The sequence below is a fragment of the Anaerococcus provencensis genome (genome assembly GCF_000312365.2).
Lineage (GTDB): Bacteria > Bacillota > Clostridia > Tissierellales > Peptoniphilaceae > Anaerococcus > Anaerococcus provencensis.
The window spans coordinates 147,119-163,970 of the sequence record NZ_HG003687.1 but is presented as its reverse complement, the minus strand read 5'-3'; the positions used below and the strand labels follow the sequence as shown (position 1 = coordinate 163,970).

At 37.3% G+C, this 16,852-nt stretch carries 18 protein-coding genes; 2 read left to right on the top strand and 16 right to left on the bottom strand.

All coding sequences use genetic code 11. From position 1 onward, the window contains the following. Positions 1-241: 241 nt before the first annotated feature. From BN38_RS08270 to srtB, 8 genes are all read right to left on the bottom strand, one after another. Positions 242-433, bottom strand: coding sequence for a hypothetical protein (locus tag BN38_RS08270; RefSeq protein WP_044566790.1), 192 nt, complete (start codon positions 431-433; stop codon positions 242-244). Positions 434-444: 11 nt separating this feature from the next. Beyond that, positions 445-1,989 (bottom strand): hypothetical protein, encoded by a 1,545-nt coding sequence (locus tag BN38_RS08265; protein ID WP_044566789.1) that lies wholly within the window; start codon positions 1,987-1,989, stop codon positions 445-447. A gap of 58 nt (positions 1,990-2,047) precedes the next feature. After that, positions 2,048-3,196 (bottom strand): toxic anion resistance protein, encoded by a 1,149-nt coding sequence (locus BN38_RS08260; protein WP_044566788.1) that lies wholly within the window; start codon positions 3,194-3,196, stop codon positions 2,048-2,050. 362 nt (positions 3,197-3,558) lie between these two features. After that, on the bottom strand, positions 3,559-4,617 hold the full coding sequence (locus tag BN38_RS08255) for a substrate-binding domain-containing protein (protein WP_044566787.1): 1,059 nt from the start codon (positions 4,615-4,617) through the stop codon (positions 3,559-3,561). Beyond that, positions 4,614-5,225 (bottom strand): 5-bromo-4-chloroindolyl phosphate hydrolysis family protein, encoded by a 612-nt coding sequence (locus BN38_RS08250; RefSeq protein ID WP_044566785.1) that lies wholly within the window; start codon positions 5,223-5,225, stop codon positions 4,614-4,616. Before BN38_RS08250 ends, BN38_RS08255 begins: the two co-directional genes overlap by 4 nt. Further along, positions 5,225-6,835: a substrate-binding and vWA domain-containing protein gene (locus BN38_RS08245; protein ID WP_044566782.1), complete on the bottom strand. Its 1,611-nt coding sequence runs from the start codon at positions 6,833-6,835 to the stop codon at positions 5,225-5,227. The genes BN38_RS08250 and BN38_RS08245 overlap by 1 nt, the downstream gene beginning before the upstream one ends. 120 nt (positions 6,836-6,955) lie before the next feature. Next, on the bottom strand, positions 6,956-7,858 hold the full coding sequence (locus BN38_RS08240; protein WP_044566780.1) for a DNA-3-methyladenine glycosylase family protein: 903 nt from the start codon (positions 7,856-7,858) through the stop codon (positions 6,956-6,958). Beyond that, positions 7,859-8,647 carry a class B sortase gene (gene srtB, locus BN38_RS08235; RefSeq protein ID WP_044566778.1) on the bottom strand — a complete coding sequence of 263 codons (789 nt, stop codon included), beginning with the start codon at positions 8,645-8,647 and terminating at the stop codon, positions 7,859-7,861. A 77-nt stretch (positions 8,648-8,724) separates the two neighbouring features. Between srtB and BN38_RS08230 the strand changes: the two genes are divergently transcribed. Together BN38_RS08230 and BN38_RS08225 are read left to right on the top strand one after the other, a co-directional pair. After that, positions 8,725-8,955, top strand: a complete 231-nt coding sequence (locus BN38_RS08230; protein ID WP_044566776.1) for a glutaredoxin family protein — start codon at positions 8,725-8,727, stop codon at positions 8,953-8,955. A gap of 14 nt (positions 8,956-8,969) precedes the next feature. After that, positions 8,970-9,791 carry a Cof-type HAD-IIB family hydrolase gene (locus tag BN38_RS08225; protein ID WP_044566774.1) on the top strand — a complete coding sequence of 274 codons (822 nt, stop codon included), beginning with the start codon at positions 8,970-8,972 and terminating at the stop codon, positions 9,789-9,791. A 37-nt stretch (positions 9,792-9,828) separates the two neighbouring features. Here BN38_RS08225 and BN38_RS08220 read toward each other — a convergent pair whose 3' ends face one another. The 8 genes from BN38_RS08220 to BN38_RS08185 all read right to left on the bottom strand — a co-directional run bounded on the left by BN38_RS08220 (position 9,829) and on the right by BN38_RS08185 (position 16,846). Beyond that, on the bottom strand, positions 9,829-10,185 hold the full coding sequence (locus BN38_RS08220; RefSeq protein ID WP_044566772.1) for a DUF1667 domain-containing protein: 357 nt from the start codon (positions 10,183-10,185) through the stop codon (positions 9,829-9,831). Then, complete coding sequence (locus BN38_RS08215; RefSeq protein ID WP_044566770.1) at positions 10,182-11,441, bottom strand: NAD(P)/FAD-dependent oxidoreductase; 1,260 nt, start codon at positions 11,439-11,441, stop codon at positions 10,182-10,184. Before BN38_RS08215 ends, BN38_RS08220 begins: the two co-directional genes overlap by 4 nt. A 10-nt stretch (positions 11,442-11,451) precedes the next feature. Next, a complete protein-coding gene (locus BN38_RS08210) occupies positions 11,452-12,879 on the bottom strand; it encodes an NAD(P)/FAD-dependent oxidoreductase (protein WP_044566768.1) in 1,428 nt (475 codons plus the stop codon). Positions 12,880-12,973: 94 nt separating this feature from the next. Then, a complete protein-coding gene (gene glpK, locus BN38_RS08205) occupies positions 12,974-14,476 on the bottom strand; it encodes a glycerol kinase GlpK (protein WP_044566766.1) in 1,503 nt (500 codons plus the stop codon). 13 nt (positions 14,477-14,489) lie between these two features. After that, positions 14,490-15,059: a glycerol-3-phosphate responsive antiterminator gene (locus BN38_RS08200; protein ID WP_044566764.1), complete on the bottom strand. Its 570-nt coding sequence runs from the start codon at positions 15,057-15,059 to the stop codon at positions 14,490-14,492. A gap of 126 nt (positions 15,060-15,185) precedes the next feature. Beyond that, positions 15,186-15,782 carry a sugar transferase gene (locus BN38_RS08195; RefSeq protein ID WP_044566762.1) on the bottom strand — a complete coding sequence of 199 codons (597 nt, stop codon included), beginning with the start codon at positions 15,780-15,782 and terminating at the stop codon, positions 15,186-15,188. A 42-nt stretch (positions 15,783-15,824) separates the two neighbouring features. Continuing rightward, positions 15,825-16,523, bottom strand: a complete 699-nt coding sequence (locus BN38_RS08190; RefSeq protein WP_044566760.1) for a pseudouridine synthase — start codon at positions 16,521-16,523, stop codon at positions 15,825-15,827. Further along, on the bottom strand, positions 16,520-16,846 hold the full coding sequence (locus BN38_RS08185; RefSeq protein WP_195890896.1) for a PadR family transcriptional regulator: 327 nt from the start codon (positions 16,844-16,846) through the stop codon (positions 16,520-16,522). Before BN38_RS08185 ends, BN38_RS08190 begins: the two co-directional genes overlap by 4 nt. Positions 16,847-16,852: the final 6 nt, after the last annotated feature.

The window sequence follows — 16,852 nt, the reverse complement described above, 5'->3', positions numbered from 1 at the left end:
TTGGGTCTTTGCTATCTTAGGTTAGCTTGCCCACCTGTTACGCCTTGTATTCTGTTCCTGTTCGTCAAGCCACGATTTCGCAACCCGTTCTTCTCTCCTAGATGTCGCCATCTAAAACTTCGGGGTCGCTATTAGATTCGTTGGTAACTACGCCCTGTAGGGATTTTCACCCAGCATTAGAACATTCCCGTCATACCAAAAAATAAGGCCCCTGGTTTCCCGGAGGCCTTAGTTTGTTTTTCTATTTAAGACTATCTAGTAAGTCACTTCTTAGTTCTAGGTTTTCTAAGTAGTGGGCTATTGATGGGTATTCTTTTTTGATTTCTTCTTTTGTCATTGTTGTTTGATTTCTTTCTAGTGGGTCTAGAGTTACAGTTACAACATTTTCTAGTTTTTTATAAACTTCTTTGGAGAAATCTTCCTTTACAATCACAAAGTGTGGGCTTACATAGTCCTTATTTTTCTCTTGGTTTTTTTTATTGTTTTCTTTGTATTTTCGTCAAATTTTTCTACATCTTCTAAAAGCTTGTCTATTTTTGCCAATTCTTCTGGGTGTTGGTCTAAATAGTTGGCTTCTTGGCCAAGTTCTACTTGTCTTAATACTTCTAGTATTTGGCTTGTTTGATTATTTAGGGTCTTGATTAATTCCTGTGCTTGGTCTTCTTTGGAAGAATTTGTGGTAAACTTGTTGTATTGGTCAGCTGTCACGACTGTTTTTAGGGTTTCTTCTATTTCCCCCGTAATTCTTTCAAGTTTATTTGTAAGTTCAATTGCTGTTAACTCTTTTGAACTTGCTAGTTTTTCTTCACTAGATGCCTCATTCATTATAGTATCTGGCAATTGAGCTTCATTTTCCTGTAAGATTTGGCTAATTTGTCCGCTTATTGAGTTGATTTTTTGTGTCAATTCTTGAGCCTGTACTTCTTTTGTTTTAGCCTTGTTATCATCAACGGTTATTGTTTTGACTTGGTTAAGCTTATCTTCTAGTTTTTCATCTGTTTTCTTAGTTAGACCGGCATCTTGGTTTTTCTCGTTTTCTACAAGTGTTGTTTGGATTTCTTTACTTGTATCCTTTAGATTTTCTGTAAGCTCTTTTGCCTGATTCTCTTTTGTCTTGTCAGTTTCTGATAATTCATCTGGACTAGTAGTCTTATTGTTTGTAACAATTGCATCATTTATTTGGTAAGCTTCATTGCTTGGCAAAGCTTTTGTAGTAAATGATATTTTTACTAGGCTGTGAGGAGCTATTTCTAGGTCTTTGATGGAGCCTAGGTCATAGGAATTTGATTCTTCTAGCTTGTAACCCTCACTAGTAAGATGGTAAAAATCCAGGCTTAATTTTTGATTTTCAACACTTTGATTAGCGCTAACGTTTAGTATATAGTCAGTTTTTATTGGTTCATTAGTATTATTTACTAGGCTATCAGCCCAAGATATGGTTTCTGAGTCGGTAAATAGACCTGATAGACCTAAGTTATTTGCCTCAGCCTTTACTTCTTCAACTTCTAATTTGTCTGCATTTTTTACTAGTTTTGCATCTACATGTGTGTGATCGGTGTAGTCAGAGTCATCTACAAGGACTAGATCAAAGGATAGGTTGTCTGTTTTTCCTTCTTTGATGTCAGCTGTTAGTCTTAGTTTGCTTTGATCTTTTAAATCTACTTTTATAGCCTTGCCAAGGTCTGTGTCAATGCTTTGACCTTCTAGGCTTAGATTTTCAATATTGCTTTGGCCTAGTTGATAGATATAAGCGATAAGATTTCCTTTTGCTTGGTCTTTTTTGATATCAATATCATAAATGATTTTTGTGCCATCTTCTGATAAGGTCGTTGTTATAGATTTTTGGTAAGGATTAGTTTCTAGCTTTGTTTCTGTAAGAATAATATCAGCTTGCTCTTGTTCGCTTGCAAAGGCAGCCACTGGGCTAACTATTGCCAAAGCCAAGGCTAGGGCTGTGTATTTTCTTAATCTTTTTCCTGTATTTTTCATGAGTCCTCCATATTGACTATATAGTACCACAAAGCTAGGCTAAATTGCAATCATTTTCTTATTCTCCCCTGGTTTGAGGAGCTAGGGTTTTGGCAAGTTCTTCTCGCAATTCTTCTTGGACCATGATAAGTTCTTTTTCCGCTTCTTTTCTTTGGTTTTTGGCATCTTCTTGAATTTGCATAGATTCTTCTATGGTTGCAATAAGATTTTGATTGACTTCCTTTATGGTTTCAACATCTATGGTAGATCTTTGGGCTTCTTTTTGGATTTCCACGGTTGAATTCCTCAAGTTTTCTGAGTTCCTACGCAAAAGCTCGTTGGTTGTATCTGAGACTTCCCTTTGCATTTTTACTATTTCTTGTTGGCGGTTGAGGCCTAGGGCTATGACAACTTGGCTTTTCCAAAGTGGGATTGTGTTGTTGATAGAATCAGTGATTTTGTCAGCTAATAACTGGTCGTTGTTTTGGATGAGCTTGATTTGTGGGGCTGTTTGTAGGGCTACAGCCTTGGATGTCTTTAGGTCAAAGATACGTTTTTCAAAACGGTTGACATTTTCTTCAAAGTCACGCACGACTTGCATGGCCATTGGTTCGTCAGAATTTTCAGCTTCTTTGTAAAGCTTTGGCAAGGCCTCACTTCTCATCTCATCTATAGCTTCTTCGCCTGCTATGATATATCTTTCAAGGTCTTTGAAATATGCTATATTTTCTTCGTAAAGCTTGTCAAATACGCCAATGTCTTTAAGTAGGCTCATACGAGCTGTCTCAAGCTGGGCAGATATCTTGTCAATTTGTGTTTCCATATTTTGATATTTGGCCAAGTATTTTTCAACTTGTTTTTTTGGTCCACCAAAAAATTTGTCTAAGAAAGATTTCTCGCCAAAATTTTGAATGTCAGCATCATTTACCTTTACCAGCAAGTCACGCATCAAGTCTCCTACTTCGCCAGTGTCTTTGGACCTTACTTCAGATAGGATTTCATCAGAAAATTTTGCTATACCCTTTTGGGCATTGGTTCCATAGATTGATGATAGGCTAGAATTTCTAAGGTCTATTTGATCTTTGATTTGGTCGATTTTTTGCCTATCTTCTGGACTTATGTTTTGGACTCTTTTTTCTGTAGCTTCTGCAAGCTCGTTTTTGTCTAGGATAATATCAGTAGTCTTGCCACTATCTTGCATCAAGTTGTCTAGAGAATAATCTGCCATAAAGCACTCCTTATAAATTTTTAATATTTTTATAGCTATTTCTAATCAATATAAATTTTTAAATAATTTACGTTATCCGCTTAATCCGGGGAGCAGGGCGGTATGGGTTGATTAGCCCGTCCGGCTTATGGAGGACAGGCCCCTTTTGCCATTTTTACTGAACAACCAAACCCTTTTCTACGAAAACTCGCTTCTCACGAAGCTCTTACGTGCTCCCGCACTACGTTTTCGGGATAAATGACCGAAATCAACGGTCATTTATCTCCCTCTGCCACTGCGTGGGGCAATAATCAGTAGAAGTTCGCTTCGCGAATTCTTTTTTTATAATTTAATAAAATTGATATTAAATGCTAAATTATTTATCATTTTATAATCTCCATTAGTTCTTGCATTACTTCTATGTTTGGCATTTGCATGATTTTTGTTACTTGATTTGCCATGCCTTTTACTTGAAAATCTTCTGGATTTTCTGTGCCTGCTACTATTGTTCTAAATCCGTGTTCTTTCCATGCTAGGGCTTGGATGTCCTTATCCATGAGGGCGTTTAGGCCAACTTTACCATTTTCTGTAAGGGCAATGTATACGTGGGATGACCAAACAGTTGGTTCTGGATATAGGATTATTACATCGTCCTTTATCTTGTCATACATTTCTGGCTCTTGCTTGGAAAATTCCAAGAGCTGGGATTCGTAGCCAGCTATAATTGGGAAAGATCCCAAGCCTTGGCGTAGGAATTGGTTGAACATATCTATAGATGATGTCTGCATATAGCCAATTTGATTGTAGATACGTTCTATATCAGAATCTACTTTGTCAATTGAAGCCATGGTCACGGGTTTGTTGCCATTGAGGGCGTTGGCCAAAAGGCCTAGGAACATATTTCCTGAGTTGGACTGGTTGGGATCTGTTGTATCGACAAGTATCGGTCCATAAAGTTCTGATAATCCTATATCATCCCAAGTCTTTTCCTCTACCATGAGATTGGCAAGTTTCACCATATCTATGTAGTGGACCCCCTCATCTTCTCTTACAATCCCTTCTTTGATAAGGGCATCGACAACAAGCTTTCTGGAGTATAAAACTATGGGAGTGTTGAAAACTATCTCGTTTTGCAAGTCCTTACCACCATGTTTTCTAAAAAGTTCTAGGGCAAGCTGGCTAGATGGCCACAAGTAATCCTTGCCTTCAGTGTCTGCTTCTGCCATGGCAAGGGAGCCTTCCTTGCGATAGTCCATGGATAAGCCGTAGGATTTCTTGACCTTGTCCTTAAAATTTTGGTTTTCTACAAGGGGAATCTTCTCACCGCCAATAAAACCAGATATTTCTACCTTTTCTGGAGTCTGCTTAGTCCAGTACATATAGCCGCCTGCTAGGGCTATGACTAAAAGTAGGACCAAAAATCCCCATTTTTTCTCTTTCATTTTATCTCTCCTCCAAGCTTAATAGTTTGCTCAAGTAGGTCTGTCTCCACCTCAAGTTGGTTGATCTTATCTTTATGGTAGGAGTCACGTTGTTTGGCAAAAATTTCATTTAATAAATCTAGTGACTGATTGGACTTATCTTTGATCTCGTTAAACTTATCCAAACTCACATTGGATTTTTCCAAATCGCTGTAGTTTTTGACTATTTCACTTGCGGTTTTTACATAATAGTCCAAGAAATACCTGGATCTAGATATTTCTCTAGGATTTTTCTCTAGGTAAAATCTTATGTCTAGGCAAGTTTTGATAAGTTTTCCAATCTTACCACTGATTTCTTTATCTTTGATATCCGCACTTAAGGCCTTTAATTTTCCTATGTCATCTTCAAAACCTTTATAGATTTGATTGATCTCTTGGCCATTTTCTAGGGCTTCTATGTCTGTGTTGCCTATCATTATCTTTGGTTTGCTGATTAGGTAAACGCCAACATAGACACCTACAGCAAGGATGGCTGCCACTATAAAGTGCCATTTAAAACCCAAAAGCAGGGCGAAGAAAGTTAGCAAAGAGACCAAAAGTGCCTTAAAGTTTCTAAGAGATTCCTTCATTAATTGTATCCTTTTACATTTTGGAAGGCCTTAATCATATCACTTCTACCATCAAATACACGAGCCTTTGACATTGTTGCTATCTCTTCTAGGTCCTCTTTCCTGGCATCACCAAAGAGGATACTAAATATAGGCACGTCGTATCCCAGACTTTGGTAAGATTCTTTCAGCTGATCAAAATCCATTGGACCATTTGGCATACCATCGCTTAGGACAACTATGGCTGGACTATAGTCCTTTAGCTTATCCTCGTTGTTTTTTAGTATGGATATAGCCTCGTCAATAGCTTCGTACATAAAAGTTGCTGTCTCTGGACTATAATTTTCTGATAATTCTTGGTATAGGCTATCAAGTTCTTCCCCATTTCCACTAGCCATCAATTCTCCTAGAACCAAATCTGAGAAAGGAAGTATATATGTCATGTCTTTGTTGGTGCCTAAAAGTAGGTTGGCCTTGGCATTTTCTGGTACTAGAACTTGTTCCAACGCCTCATTCATTTGTTCATAGCCACCATTTCCTCCCATAGATCCAGAATAATCTAAGACATAGATGGTAAAGGCTGGTTTTTTGAACTCACTTTGGTACATATTGAGAGCTTCCATGATGACTTCTGCCTTAGGAAATCTAATCGGACTTATGGTTTTATCCAAGTCTATGCCCCAGTCTTTTTTATAGATATCCCTGTTTTCTTCACGAACTGTACCATAAGCAGATCTCTTGCCAGTTTTTTCAATCTGACTTTGAGCCTCATCGGATAGGAGATATTCTTGGAACTTCTTGAAGGCTTCTTCTTTTTTGCTATCATTTTTGTCCAAATAGGCAAGTGGCGAATCTGATATAGATAGGCCATCTACTGGATAAACCAGGTATAGAGGCTCTTTGCCCTCTTCTTCCAAGGCCTTGTTGGTTGCAATTACTAGCTGCTCGTAGTTTACCATGGCATCGTAATCGCCTGATAAAAACAGTTCTGTTAGCCAGTTTGACGAACCAGAGGACCTTTCTACTCCTGCAAGTAGGGAGGTAATTTCATTTTGCAAGTCTTCATTTGCTAAGTCCTCGCTTGTAAGACCGTTTTTGTCGGCCGCAAGGGCATTTAGAAATCCTAGGTAAGCAGATGCCCCAGAGTTTGACTGGGTTGCTGATGTCATGGTGAATTTTAGCTTGCCAGAATTTATGGCATCTATTATTTCTTTGACAGTCACATCCTTTCCTACAAAGCCGAGGTCCTCGGCCAAGGACTTCTTGATACCAAAAACAACTGGACTTTGGGATGTGGTCTCTTGGTATTTTAGGATGTGGTTGGTATCTCCCATATTTAGCCAAATAGATGAAGCTGGCCAAACAGCATCGTAAGCAATGTCAGGGTCGCTTAATAATCTCATGATGTCCAAGGACCCCAAATAATCTATTTCTATATTTTGCTTATTTGCCTTGGCATATTCCTCAATTATTGGCTCAAGTTCCTTGTTTTCAGAACCTGCCACAATCTTTAGAGTCTCCCCAGAGCTTTGGGAAGTTTGAAAATGAGAACTAGAATTCTTTTCTTCTGGACTAGAAGAACAAGATACAAGTAAAATTAGTGATAAGAGAACTGATAATATTTTTTTCATGGCCTTCTCCTTGAGTATTTCTATTATAATTATACCATCTTAGGCCTTTATTTAATCGACTTTACATAGATTTAACATTTGGATTTGGGCAAAGAAAAAGACTGGATGATTCCAGTCAAATTATTTTCCGATTTTTTCTTCTCTACCGTAATAGAATAGGTATTGTTGGGCATAGCCAGCATTTTCGCCAAAAATATCTCTTGCATAGCTATCAACCAATTTTTTTGGTACTTCATGGCCAATAAATAAGGTCTCCATAACTCTCTTAATCCATACATCAACCGGGAAAGTTTCCCTTCGATGGAAGGTAAAGAGCAAGATGCAATCGGCAACTTTTGGGCCAATGCCAGGCATTTCCATTAATTTTTCTTTTAAATCTAAGCTATCAAGATTCATATCGCGTGCGAAGTCTAGGTAGCCATCTCTTATCATCTGACTTGCCTTTACAATTCTCACATCTCTAAAGCCTACCCTAGCGTATTCTCGCAAATCTGCTGGATCAACTTCTGCTAGGACCTCTGGCCTTGGAAAAGAGTAATATGCTCGGCCCATGTATTCTCCTATGTAGGTCCCATAACGTTCGCTTATAATCCTTACAGCTTTTTTTATCCTTGCTATGCCATTATTGGCAGAAATGATAAAGGATATTACTGTTTCAAACATCTCCTGGTTTAGGATTCTTATCCCATAGCCATAGTCACTTGCAAGTTTTAGGGTCTCATCGTCAGAAAGTATTTCCTTGATTTTCCCATAGTCAGTTCCTAAGTCAAAATAATCATAAAAGTATTCATAGAAATCTTCTAGTGATACATTTCTGATTAGGACATAATCTTCTTTTTCCCGAAGATTTATAATCATATCCAAAAAAACTGCTGTGTAAGATCCATCTTCTTCCTTGTGGAAGTTGAAGGCTTGGCCGCATTCGAATATATGGGTGGGGTTGAAGGAATCTTCTCTAAGTATTAGGCCCTCAGGAGATTCTACTATATCAAGTTTTCTCTTATCTTTTGTTTTATAATACATCTATCTAACCCTAACTGCGTGGATTGCAAGTCTTTGGTCTTCGTAGTCGTATTGGCAGGTTGATAGGGTGATGATTTGGTCGTCTTCCTTGAAGGTTGGACTATCAAGTAAGACTTCTGAATTGCTTCTTAGTTGGTTAAAGAAAGGCACTACATCGTCCCTATTGGTAAAGTATAAGGTCCTATATTGGTAGTCAGCTGGTATGCCATAGGCTGAGAAGATCTTATATTCTCTAAGTTCATTTAGGGTTGCCAAGTAGACTGTCTGGTGATTTTCTGCAAATTCTTGTTTTCTGTATTGGTCAAGTGGAGTAAACATTGATTTGATTTCCAAGTGGTGACCGTAGATTACTGTATTGTCATCATTGAAGTCTGGTGTATTGTTCATATCAATGAAAATTGAACCAGCAATATCATATTCTTTGTTAAGTCCACGCCTTAGGTAAAAGTCGTTATCTGGGCCCTGGACTAGTGGATAAGAAACATCTGCTCCTGGTATGTCTATAAAGCCTATGATATCATCATTGTTATATTGTTTTTTCAAGGCATTTATAATCTTTGCATAGTGTTCTTGCTTTTTGGTGTATTCGTCCTTGTTGTCGAGATTAACTTCAGTATCACTTTCTTCGACACCAGTTTCCTCTTCAACAGATTTTACTATGTCAGTTATTTCTTTGTTGTTGTGTGCATTAGTTCTATAGTCTAGTAGTCTTTTGCCTAGGATAGCAATGCAGGCTAATATTATCAGGATTAGGATAAATCTAATCACGCTCATTATTTTAGATTTCATTTTGCCACCTTTAAAATTTTCTTACTATTAGTATAATATACCATAATGAGTTAATTATGAAAATATAGGAGAAAAAAATGAAAGATTACAAATTATTTGTAGGAACTATTTGTCCTTATTGCAAAAAAGTTGAAAACTTTATGAAAGAAAATAATATCGAAATTGAAATAGTAAATATTGAAGAAGATAGAGAAGCTATGAATGAACTCATAGAAAAAGCTGGCAAAAGACAAGTGCCATGCCTATACCATGATGGAGAATACTTATACGAATCTGATGATATAATCAAATTCTTGGGACAAAATTAACTTATAGGGAAAATATGATTAAATTAATAGCATCCGACATAGATGAAACCCTAGTAGACAAAAATAAAAATGTGTCACAAAGAAATAGAGAAGCCATAGCCAAGGCCCAGGAAATGGGCATTATAGTTATGCTTGCAACTGGTCGTGGCCCATATGAACTACATGATATACTAGATCAAGCTGGTGTCATAGACGAAGATAGGTTCATAATTTGCTGTAACGGTGCAATAATCATAAAGGCATTAGATAGGGAAATTGTATCATCACTTCCACTTGAGTTTAAATATGCAAAGGCTGTATTTGATTATTGCAAAGACAACAATTTGCAAGCCTACATCTATACTCTAGATAAGAAATACGCTATAAACCTTGACCCTATTGAAAGAAATCATATATACACCAACGATAGCAAGGTTATAGAAATCAATGACGGAAATATTGATTTCTTGGAGGATGAACTCATACTTAAGGCCTTGATTAAAGATCCAAATATAGACTTCTTGCACTCACTAGAAGTAGATATAGCAGCAATTACCAACTACGATGTCGAGATAGCCTACTCTTCTGATATGTTTATGGAAATAAATGCCAAGGGTGTGGACAAGGGTATAGCCCTTAAGAAAGTCTGCAACCACTACGGTTTTGACATAAGCGAGGCTCTAACTATTGGTGATAACTACAATGATGTAGCTATGTTACAGGCAGCAGGTACATCAGTTGCTGTTAATAATGCCCATCTTCAAGTTAAAGATGTAGCAACCTATGTGACAGATGCGACCAATGAAGAGGGAGCTGTTGGGGAAGCTATAGAAAAATATGTTTTAAATAATAATTAAAAGATCCACTCACATTCGAATGGATCTTTTATATTGCTTACAATCTTTCGTCAGTTGCTATTACATTCACTCCTGTGTCTAGGAGATTTTCTATAACTACATCACCTATATGAACTGGTGCTTTGATTTCTGCTTGGTTGATTTTTTCCATGCATTCAAAGATAAGTCCTTTTGGAATAGCTGTTTCTGTTTTTACTGGAACGCTATAGGCGTCATTCCCGCTTACTTTAACTGTAGAGCAAACCATTCTTTTTGGATCTTTGATCTCATCTCTTACATAGATTTCTCCACGTTTACAGTTGTTTCCTTCTATATTTGTAATCTCTTCGCCATCCATGGTTACTACAACTTGGCAACCCAAAGGACAGTTTATACATGTAAATTGTTTTTTCATACTTCCTCCAATTGTATTGTGATTTTCTTTGTATCTGGATCTATATCATCTTTTTTAAGTCTTAATAGTTCCATTTCACCTGGAGCTAATACTCTTTTTTTGCGTTCTGTAATGCACTTATCATCAGTATAAACAGCTATTTTTCTAGATGGATATACATTATTTACTCTGAATTTTACTATGATAGAATCGTCCATATTTTCATAGTCTAGGTATTGTGGAAGTGTGTAGGATACTCCATCTCCAGCTACCATTTCTATGGTTTTATCGCTAGTGTGAGTATATTCACCCTTGATATAGTTTGCTGCATTAACTGCTGCTTGTTCACTTTCTTCTGATACAAAGTCTACTAAATCGTGGACGTGAAGTACGTTACCTGCTGCAAATACACCATCTACGCTGGTCATTAGTTTGTCTGATACATAGGCACCCTTTGTCTTTGGGTCAAGCTTGATATTTGCTTCTTTGGTAAGTTCATTTTCTGGTAGTAGTCCTACTGATAATAGTACAGTATCACATTCTATGAATTTTTCTGTTCCTTCTATAACTCTTAGGTTTTCGTCAACCTTTGATAGGTAAACACCCTCTACCCTATCAGTTCCCTTGATGCCAGAGATTGTTGTTGAGTAGTAAAGTGGGATGTCATAGTCGTGCAAACATTGAACTATGTTTCTCTTTAGACCACCTGAAAATGGCATAAGTTCTGCTACGCATTCTACCTTAGCACCCTCAAGGGTCATACGACGAGCCATTATAAGGCCTATATCACCAGATCCTAGGATTACAACTTTCTTGCCTGGCATATAGCCTTCTAGGTTAACTAGTTTTTGAGCTGTACCTGCACTATAAACACCTGCTGGTCTGCTTCCTGGAGTGTTTAGGGCTCCTCTTGGACGTTCCCTACAACCCATAGCTAGGATGATTGCCTTTGGCTTTATTTCAAACATACCACGTTCTTCATTCATTAGAAGTAATGTTTTGTCTTCATGCATATCCATTACTATGGTATTAAGCATTATATCTATGTCACGTTCTCTCGCTTCTTTGATGAATCTATGAGCGTATTCTGGGCCTGTGAGCTCTTCTTTAAATCTTTGTAGGCCAAATCCATTGTGGATACATTGGTTTAAGATACCACCTAATTTGTTGTCACGCTCTACAACTAGGATGTTTTTAATTCCCTCATCATAGGCTTTTACAGCGGCAGAAAGTCCTGCAGGACCTCCACCAATTATTACTAAATCATAATCGCGCATTTATTTCTCCTTACTTAACTCTCTTTTCAATGTATGTGGATTTGTTGCCCTTTTTGGTTATTTCTTCTTGATCCACTCCAAGTTCACGGGATAGAATTTCAATAATAGATGGAAGGCAGAATCCACCTTGGCACCTACCTGCTGTTGCACGGCAACGTCTCTTGATACCGTCAACTGTAGTAGCCCCGACTGGTGCATGGATTGCATCAAGGATTTCGCCTTCTGTGACTTTCTCACATCTACAGATAATCTTTCCGTATTTTGGATTTTTCTTTATAAGTTCATTGTGTTCTTCGGCAGTCATTTCACTTGTTTTTGGTATAGGATTTCTGCCTGCTTTAAAGTCAGGATTTTCTGCTAATTCTAGAGAGTCTTTTACCAAATTTGCCATGAATTTACCTATGGCTGGTGCTGATGTAAGGCCTGGAGATTCGATACCTACGCAGTCAAAGAATCCCTTTTTAGTTTCTTGTAAGATAAAGTCTCCGCTACTTTCATGGGCTCTGTTACCAGAAAATGATGTGATTACTTGACGAACTGGAACGTTATCTACTGTATCATTTACCTTATCTATTACTTCTTCTATAGCTTTTCTTGTTGTAACTAGGTCAGCCTTATCATCTACAAAGTCAGATGTTGGACCTATGAGGGTGTTTTCATCTATGGTAGGTGATACTAAGATTCCCTTACCTTTTTCTGTTGGCAAGTTGAATAATACGTGGTTTACGTATCCTGCTGTAGCCTTGTCTAATAGTAAGTATTCTCCACGACGAGCTCTGATTTCAAATTTGTTGTCATCCATTACCATATCATGGATAGCATCTGAGTATAGACCAGCTGCATTTACAACAGCCTTTGTTTCTATTTCTTCTCCGTCTTTAGTTTTTAGTATGTAATGGTCATCAGCTTCTTTTATTTCTACTATTTCTGCATTTAATTTGTATTCTACACCATTTAGATTGGAGCCTTCTGCGTAAGCTACATTCATCAAAAATGGATCTACTATACCAGCTTCTTTACTGTATAAAGCTGCATATACGTCTTTTTCTACATGAGGTTCCATCTTTAGAATTTCCTCATTGTAGATTATTTCCATACCTGAAACGCCATTTTCTATACCTTGGTCATATAGCTTTTGTAGTTTTGGGAAGTCTTCTTCTCTGTGGCATAGAACTAGAGTACCTATTTGCTTATATGGGAAAGATAATTCATCTGCTATCTCTCTCATCATGTGGTTGCCTTCTACATTCATTTTTGCCTTCATACTGCCTGGTTCCGCATCGTAACCACCGTGGCAGATGGCAGAGTTTGCTTTACTTGTTTCTTCGCAAACATCAGCGTGTTTTTCTACTACTAGAAAGTCACCCTTAAATTTGGATAAATTGTAGGCTACAGATGTTCCTGTTACACCTGCACCAATTATTACTACATCTCTCATATTTTCTCCTTATATGTAATAAAAAAGGACCATGGCTGGCCCTTTTTAGTCAAAGAGCACCCGTAAAATTTAGTAGCTCTTTCTCAATTTATATTTACTTTAAATCTTTTGCCCAGTCAACTGATCTTGAAATTGCCTTTTGCCAGTTGTAGTCTTTTTTGTCTCTTTCTTCTTTTGAAATTTGAGGTGTGAATTCACGGTCAACTAGACGGTTTTTGATGATTTCATCTTGGTTTTGGAAGTAACCTACTGCAAGGCCTGCAAGGTATGCTGCGCCAAGTGCTGTTGTCTCTAGTGTTTTTGGTCTTTCTACTTTTGTTTGGATCATATCAGCTTGGAATTGCATCAAGAAGTTGTTTGCACTTGCTCCACCATCAACTTTAAGTTCGTGAAGCTCAGTACCAGAGTCAATTGACATAGCTGCAAGAACGTCATTTGTTAGATATGCTAGTGATTCTAGGGTTGCTCTTACAATATGATATTTGCTTGTACCACGGGTAATTCCTACTATTGTTCCACGTGCATATGGATCCCAGTATGGAGCTCCTAGACCTGTAAATGCTGGCACTACGTAGCAACCGTCTGTATCGTCAACTTTTGTTGCCATATATTCTGTATCATCAGAAGCATCTACGATTCTTAGTTCATCTCTTAACCATTGGATAGCAGAACCTGCAACAAAGATTGAACCTTCTAGAGCGTAGTTTACTTTTCCTTCTTCAAGACCCCAAGCTATAGTTGTAAGTAGACCGTTTTGAGATTCTACTGCTTCTTCGCCTGTGTTCATTAGTAAGAAAGCACCTGTTCCGTAAGTGTTTTTTGCATCTCCAGGGTTGAAGCAAGTTTGTCCAAACAATGCACATTGTTGGTCTCCTGCCATACCTGCTATTTTTATTGGTGCGCCAAATAATTTTTCGTTAGTTTCGCCATAAACACAAGATGATGGTTTTACTTCTGGTAGCATGCATTTTGGAATATTGAGCATCTCGCAAAGTTCATCATCCCATTTTAGTTCCTTGATGTTATAAAGCATTGTTCTTGAAGCGTTTGTATAGTCTGTAACGTGAACTTTACCACGAGTTAAGTTATATACTAACCATGTATCAACTGTACCAAACAATAGCTCGCCATTTTCTGCTCTTTGTTGACCGTTTTCAATGTGGTCTAGAATCCATCTAATCTTTGTAGCTGAGAAGTATGGGTCAACTACAAGACCAGTTTTTTCTTTGATCATCTTGCCATAACCATCTTTTACAAGTTGGTCAGCCATATCTGCTGTACGACGACATTGCCAAACGATTGCATTGTAAACAGGTTCGCCTGTTTCTTTATCCCAAACTATTGTAGTTTCACGTTGGTTGGTAATACCGATTGCAGCTATTTCAGATGGATCGATATTTTTCTTTGCTATAGCTTCAGTACAAACTCCAAGTTGAGTTGACCAAATTTCTGTAGCATCGTGTTCTACCCAGCCTGGCTTTGGAAAGTGTTGGGTAAATTCTTTTTGTGCAACAGATATGATTTCACCTTGTTTGTTAAAAATAATCGCTCTATTGCTTGTTGTTCCTGCGTCTAAGGCCATAATGTACTTACTCATAATAAATTCCTCCTTACATTTGCCAAACACTATAATTTGATGATGAGATTGCAATAGCATCTGAGTTTAAGGCTGCCATAACTTCTTCTTTGGTAGTTATAAGACCCCCTGCAACTACTGGTATATTGGTTCTTTTTTTGATGTCTTTTATAAGGTTAGGCATTATGCCAGGTAGCATTTCGATTACATCGCAGTTTGCATCCTTTATGGTTTGTTTCATATTTTCATATCCCATGGAATCAAATACAAAAAATCTTAGCACTGTGAAAAGTCCCATCTTTCTTGCATAAGATGCATTTGATGGCTTGGTAGTGATTATGCCATCAGCCTTGGTATATTTCTTTATAAAACTTGCCGCATAATAAGAACTTGACAATCCTTCAATGAGGTCTTCATGAACGATAACAGTCTTATTTTTGCACTTTAGCTTATCTACTATTATGGGAATAGTATCGATATTGCCATAAAGGACAAAAACAACAGTGTTTTCGTTTTCCAAACACTTCTCCAAGTCTCTGTTGTTTTTCACTGCCATGATGACAGGATTGCTATAAAGTTGTTCAAAAACGTCAGAAGTGTTCATAATACCCCCCAATAAAAGACAAAACGAGCCTGTAATTTCATTATCAGCTCGTTCTCATCACTTATATTATTATACTTAAACTTTATCACAAATTATAAAGTTTTGCAAATCTTTTCCTCGATTTTTTTAAAAATCTTGTTTACCCTCTCTAACCCCCTCAGCCTTAAAAACTTTTGGTATGGTTTTAAGGATAATCTTAAGGTCATTTATAAAAGTAATATCATTGGCATATATGGCATCAGTATGAGCCTTGGTGGCAGGATCTAGGTTATCTCTGCCTGATATTTGCGATAGTCCAGTAATGCCTGGCTTGGCCATGGCCGAACCATTTGCTTCCCTTAGGTCTAAGAGTTCCCTTTCCTTTAGGATAACGGGTCTTGGACCTATGAAACTCATTTCGCCTTTTACAATATTTATAAGTTGTGGAAGTTCATCTAGGGAGGTTTTCCTCAAAAATTTGCCCAGAGGAGTAATAAAGGAATCCGGGTTCTCTAGCTCCCAGGTCGATGCGTTTTTTGGAGCATCCATGCTCATAGACCTAAATTTGTAGCACAAAAACGGCTTATTATCTACTCCCGCCCTTTCTTGCTTAAAGAAAACTGTGCCCTTAGGCTCTTCAATTTTAGATACTATTGCTATTATTAAAAATACTGGACTTAGGATTATGAGCAAAAGAAAGCTTAGCACAAAGTCCAGTAATTTTTTTATATAATTTTTGTACAAGCTATCCTCCTAAGACTCTATATTTTATTATTATAAAATAATTTAGTCAACAAATAAATCTAATTCTTCCTCAGTTAATTCTCTGTATGAGCCTTCTTCCAAATGTGGATCTAGGCTAAGTTCTCCAATTGCAGTTCTCTTTAGAGAGATGACTTCATTGCCAAGGTTTGAAAATAATCTTTTGACAAGGTGGAATTTACCTTCTGTCACTTTGACTATAGCCTTTTTATCAGCAATTATCTCAAGTTTGGCAGGCCTTGCGATATATGCTTCTTCCTTGATTTCTACACCCTCTTGAAATTTCTCTATAAAAGACTCATCTATATCATCCCTCGTTTCAACAAGGTAAGTTTTTTCTATATTTGAGTTTGGACTGGTTACCTTGTGGACGAATTTGCCATCTGTAGAGATTAGCAAAAGTCCTCTTGTGTCCTTATCCAGGCGCCCTGCTATTGATAGGTCAAGATTTTGGTAAAATGGATCAAGTAAATCTATGACAGTTGGATCTTCATCAATTGTTGCAGACAAATAGCCAGAAGGCTTATTCATCATTATATAAATATTTTCGAAATAATCTACATATTCACCCATGTAAAAAACTTCATCGACATTTGGATCAACTTGGGTAGATGTGTCTTTTACAACTTCACCATTTATTACTAAGGCACCTTTTTTTGCATTTCTCTTGATGTTTCTCCTGGTGTCAAGATTAGCATTTCCTATCATTTTATCTACTCTCATTTATTTCCCCTATCTATGACATTCTCTACAGCTTGATTTAGCTCGCTGAATGATTGGTAAAAATTTTCCAAGTACCTTTCACCATTTTTGCTGATGTAATAATACTTGCGTCTAGGTCCAATCTCTGATTTTTTGTATGATGCTAGAATATACCCCTTTTTGGTCATTCTTTGTAGGATTGGATAGACTGTTCCCTCAGTCATGGTATAAAAACCACTTCTCTTGAGTTCTTCTACTATTTCGTAGCCGTATGTTTCATTATTTTTTATGATGTGGAGGATTACACCCTCGATTACACCCTTTAACATTTGAGATTCAATCATATTATC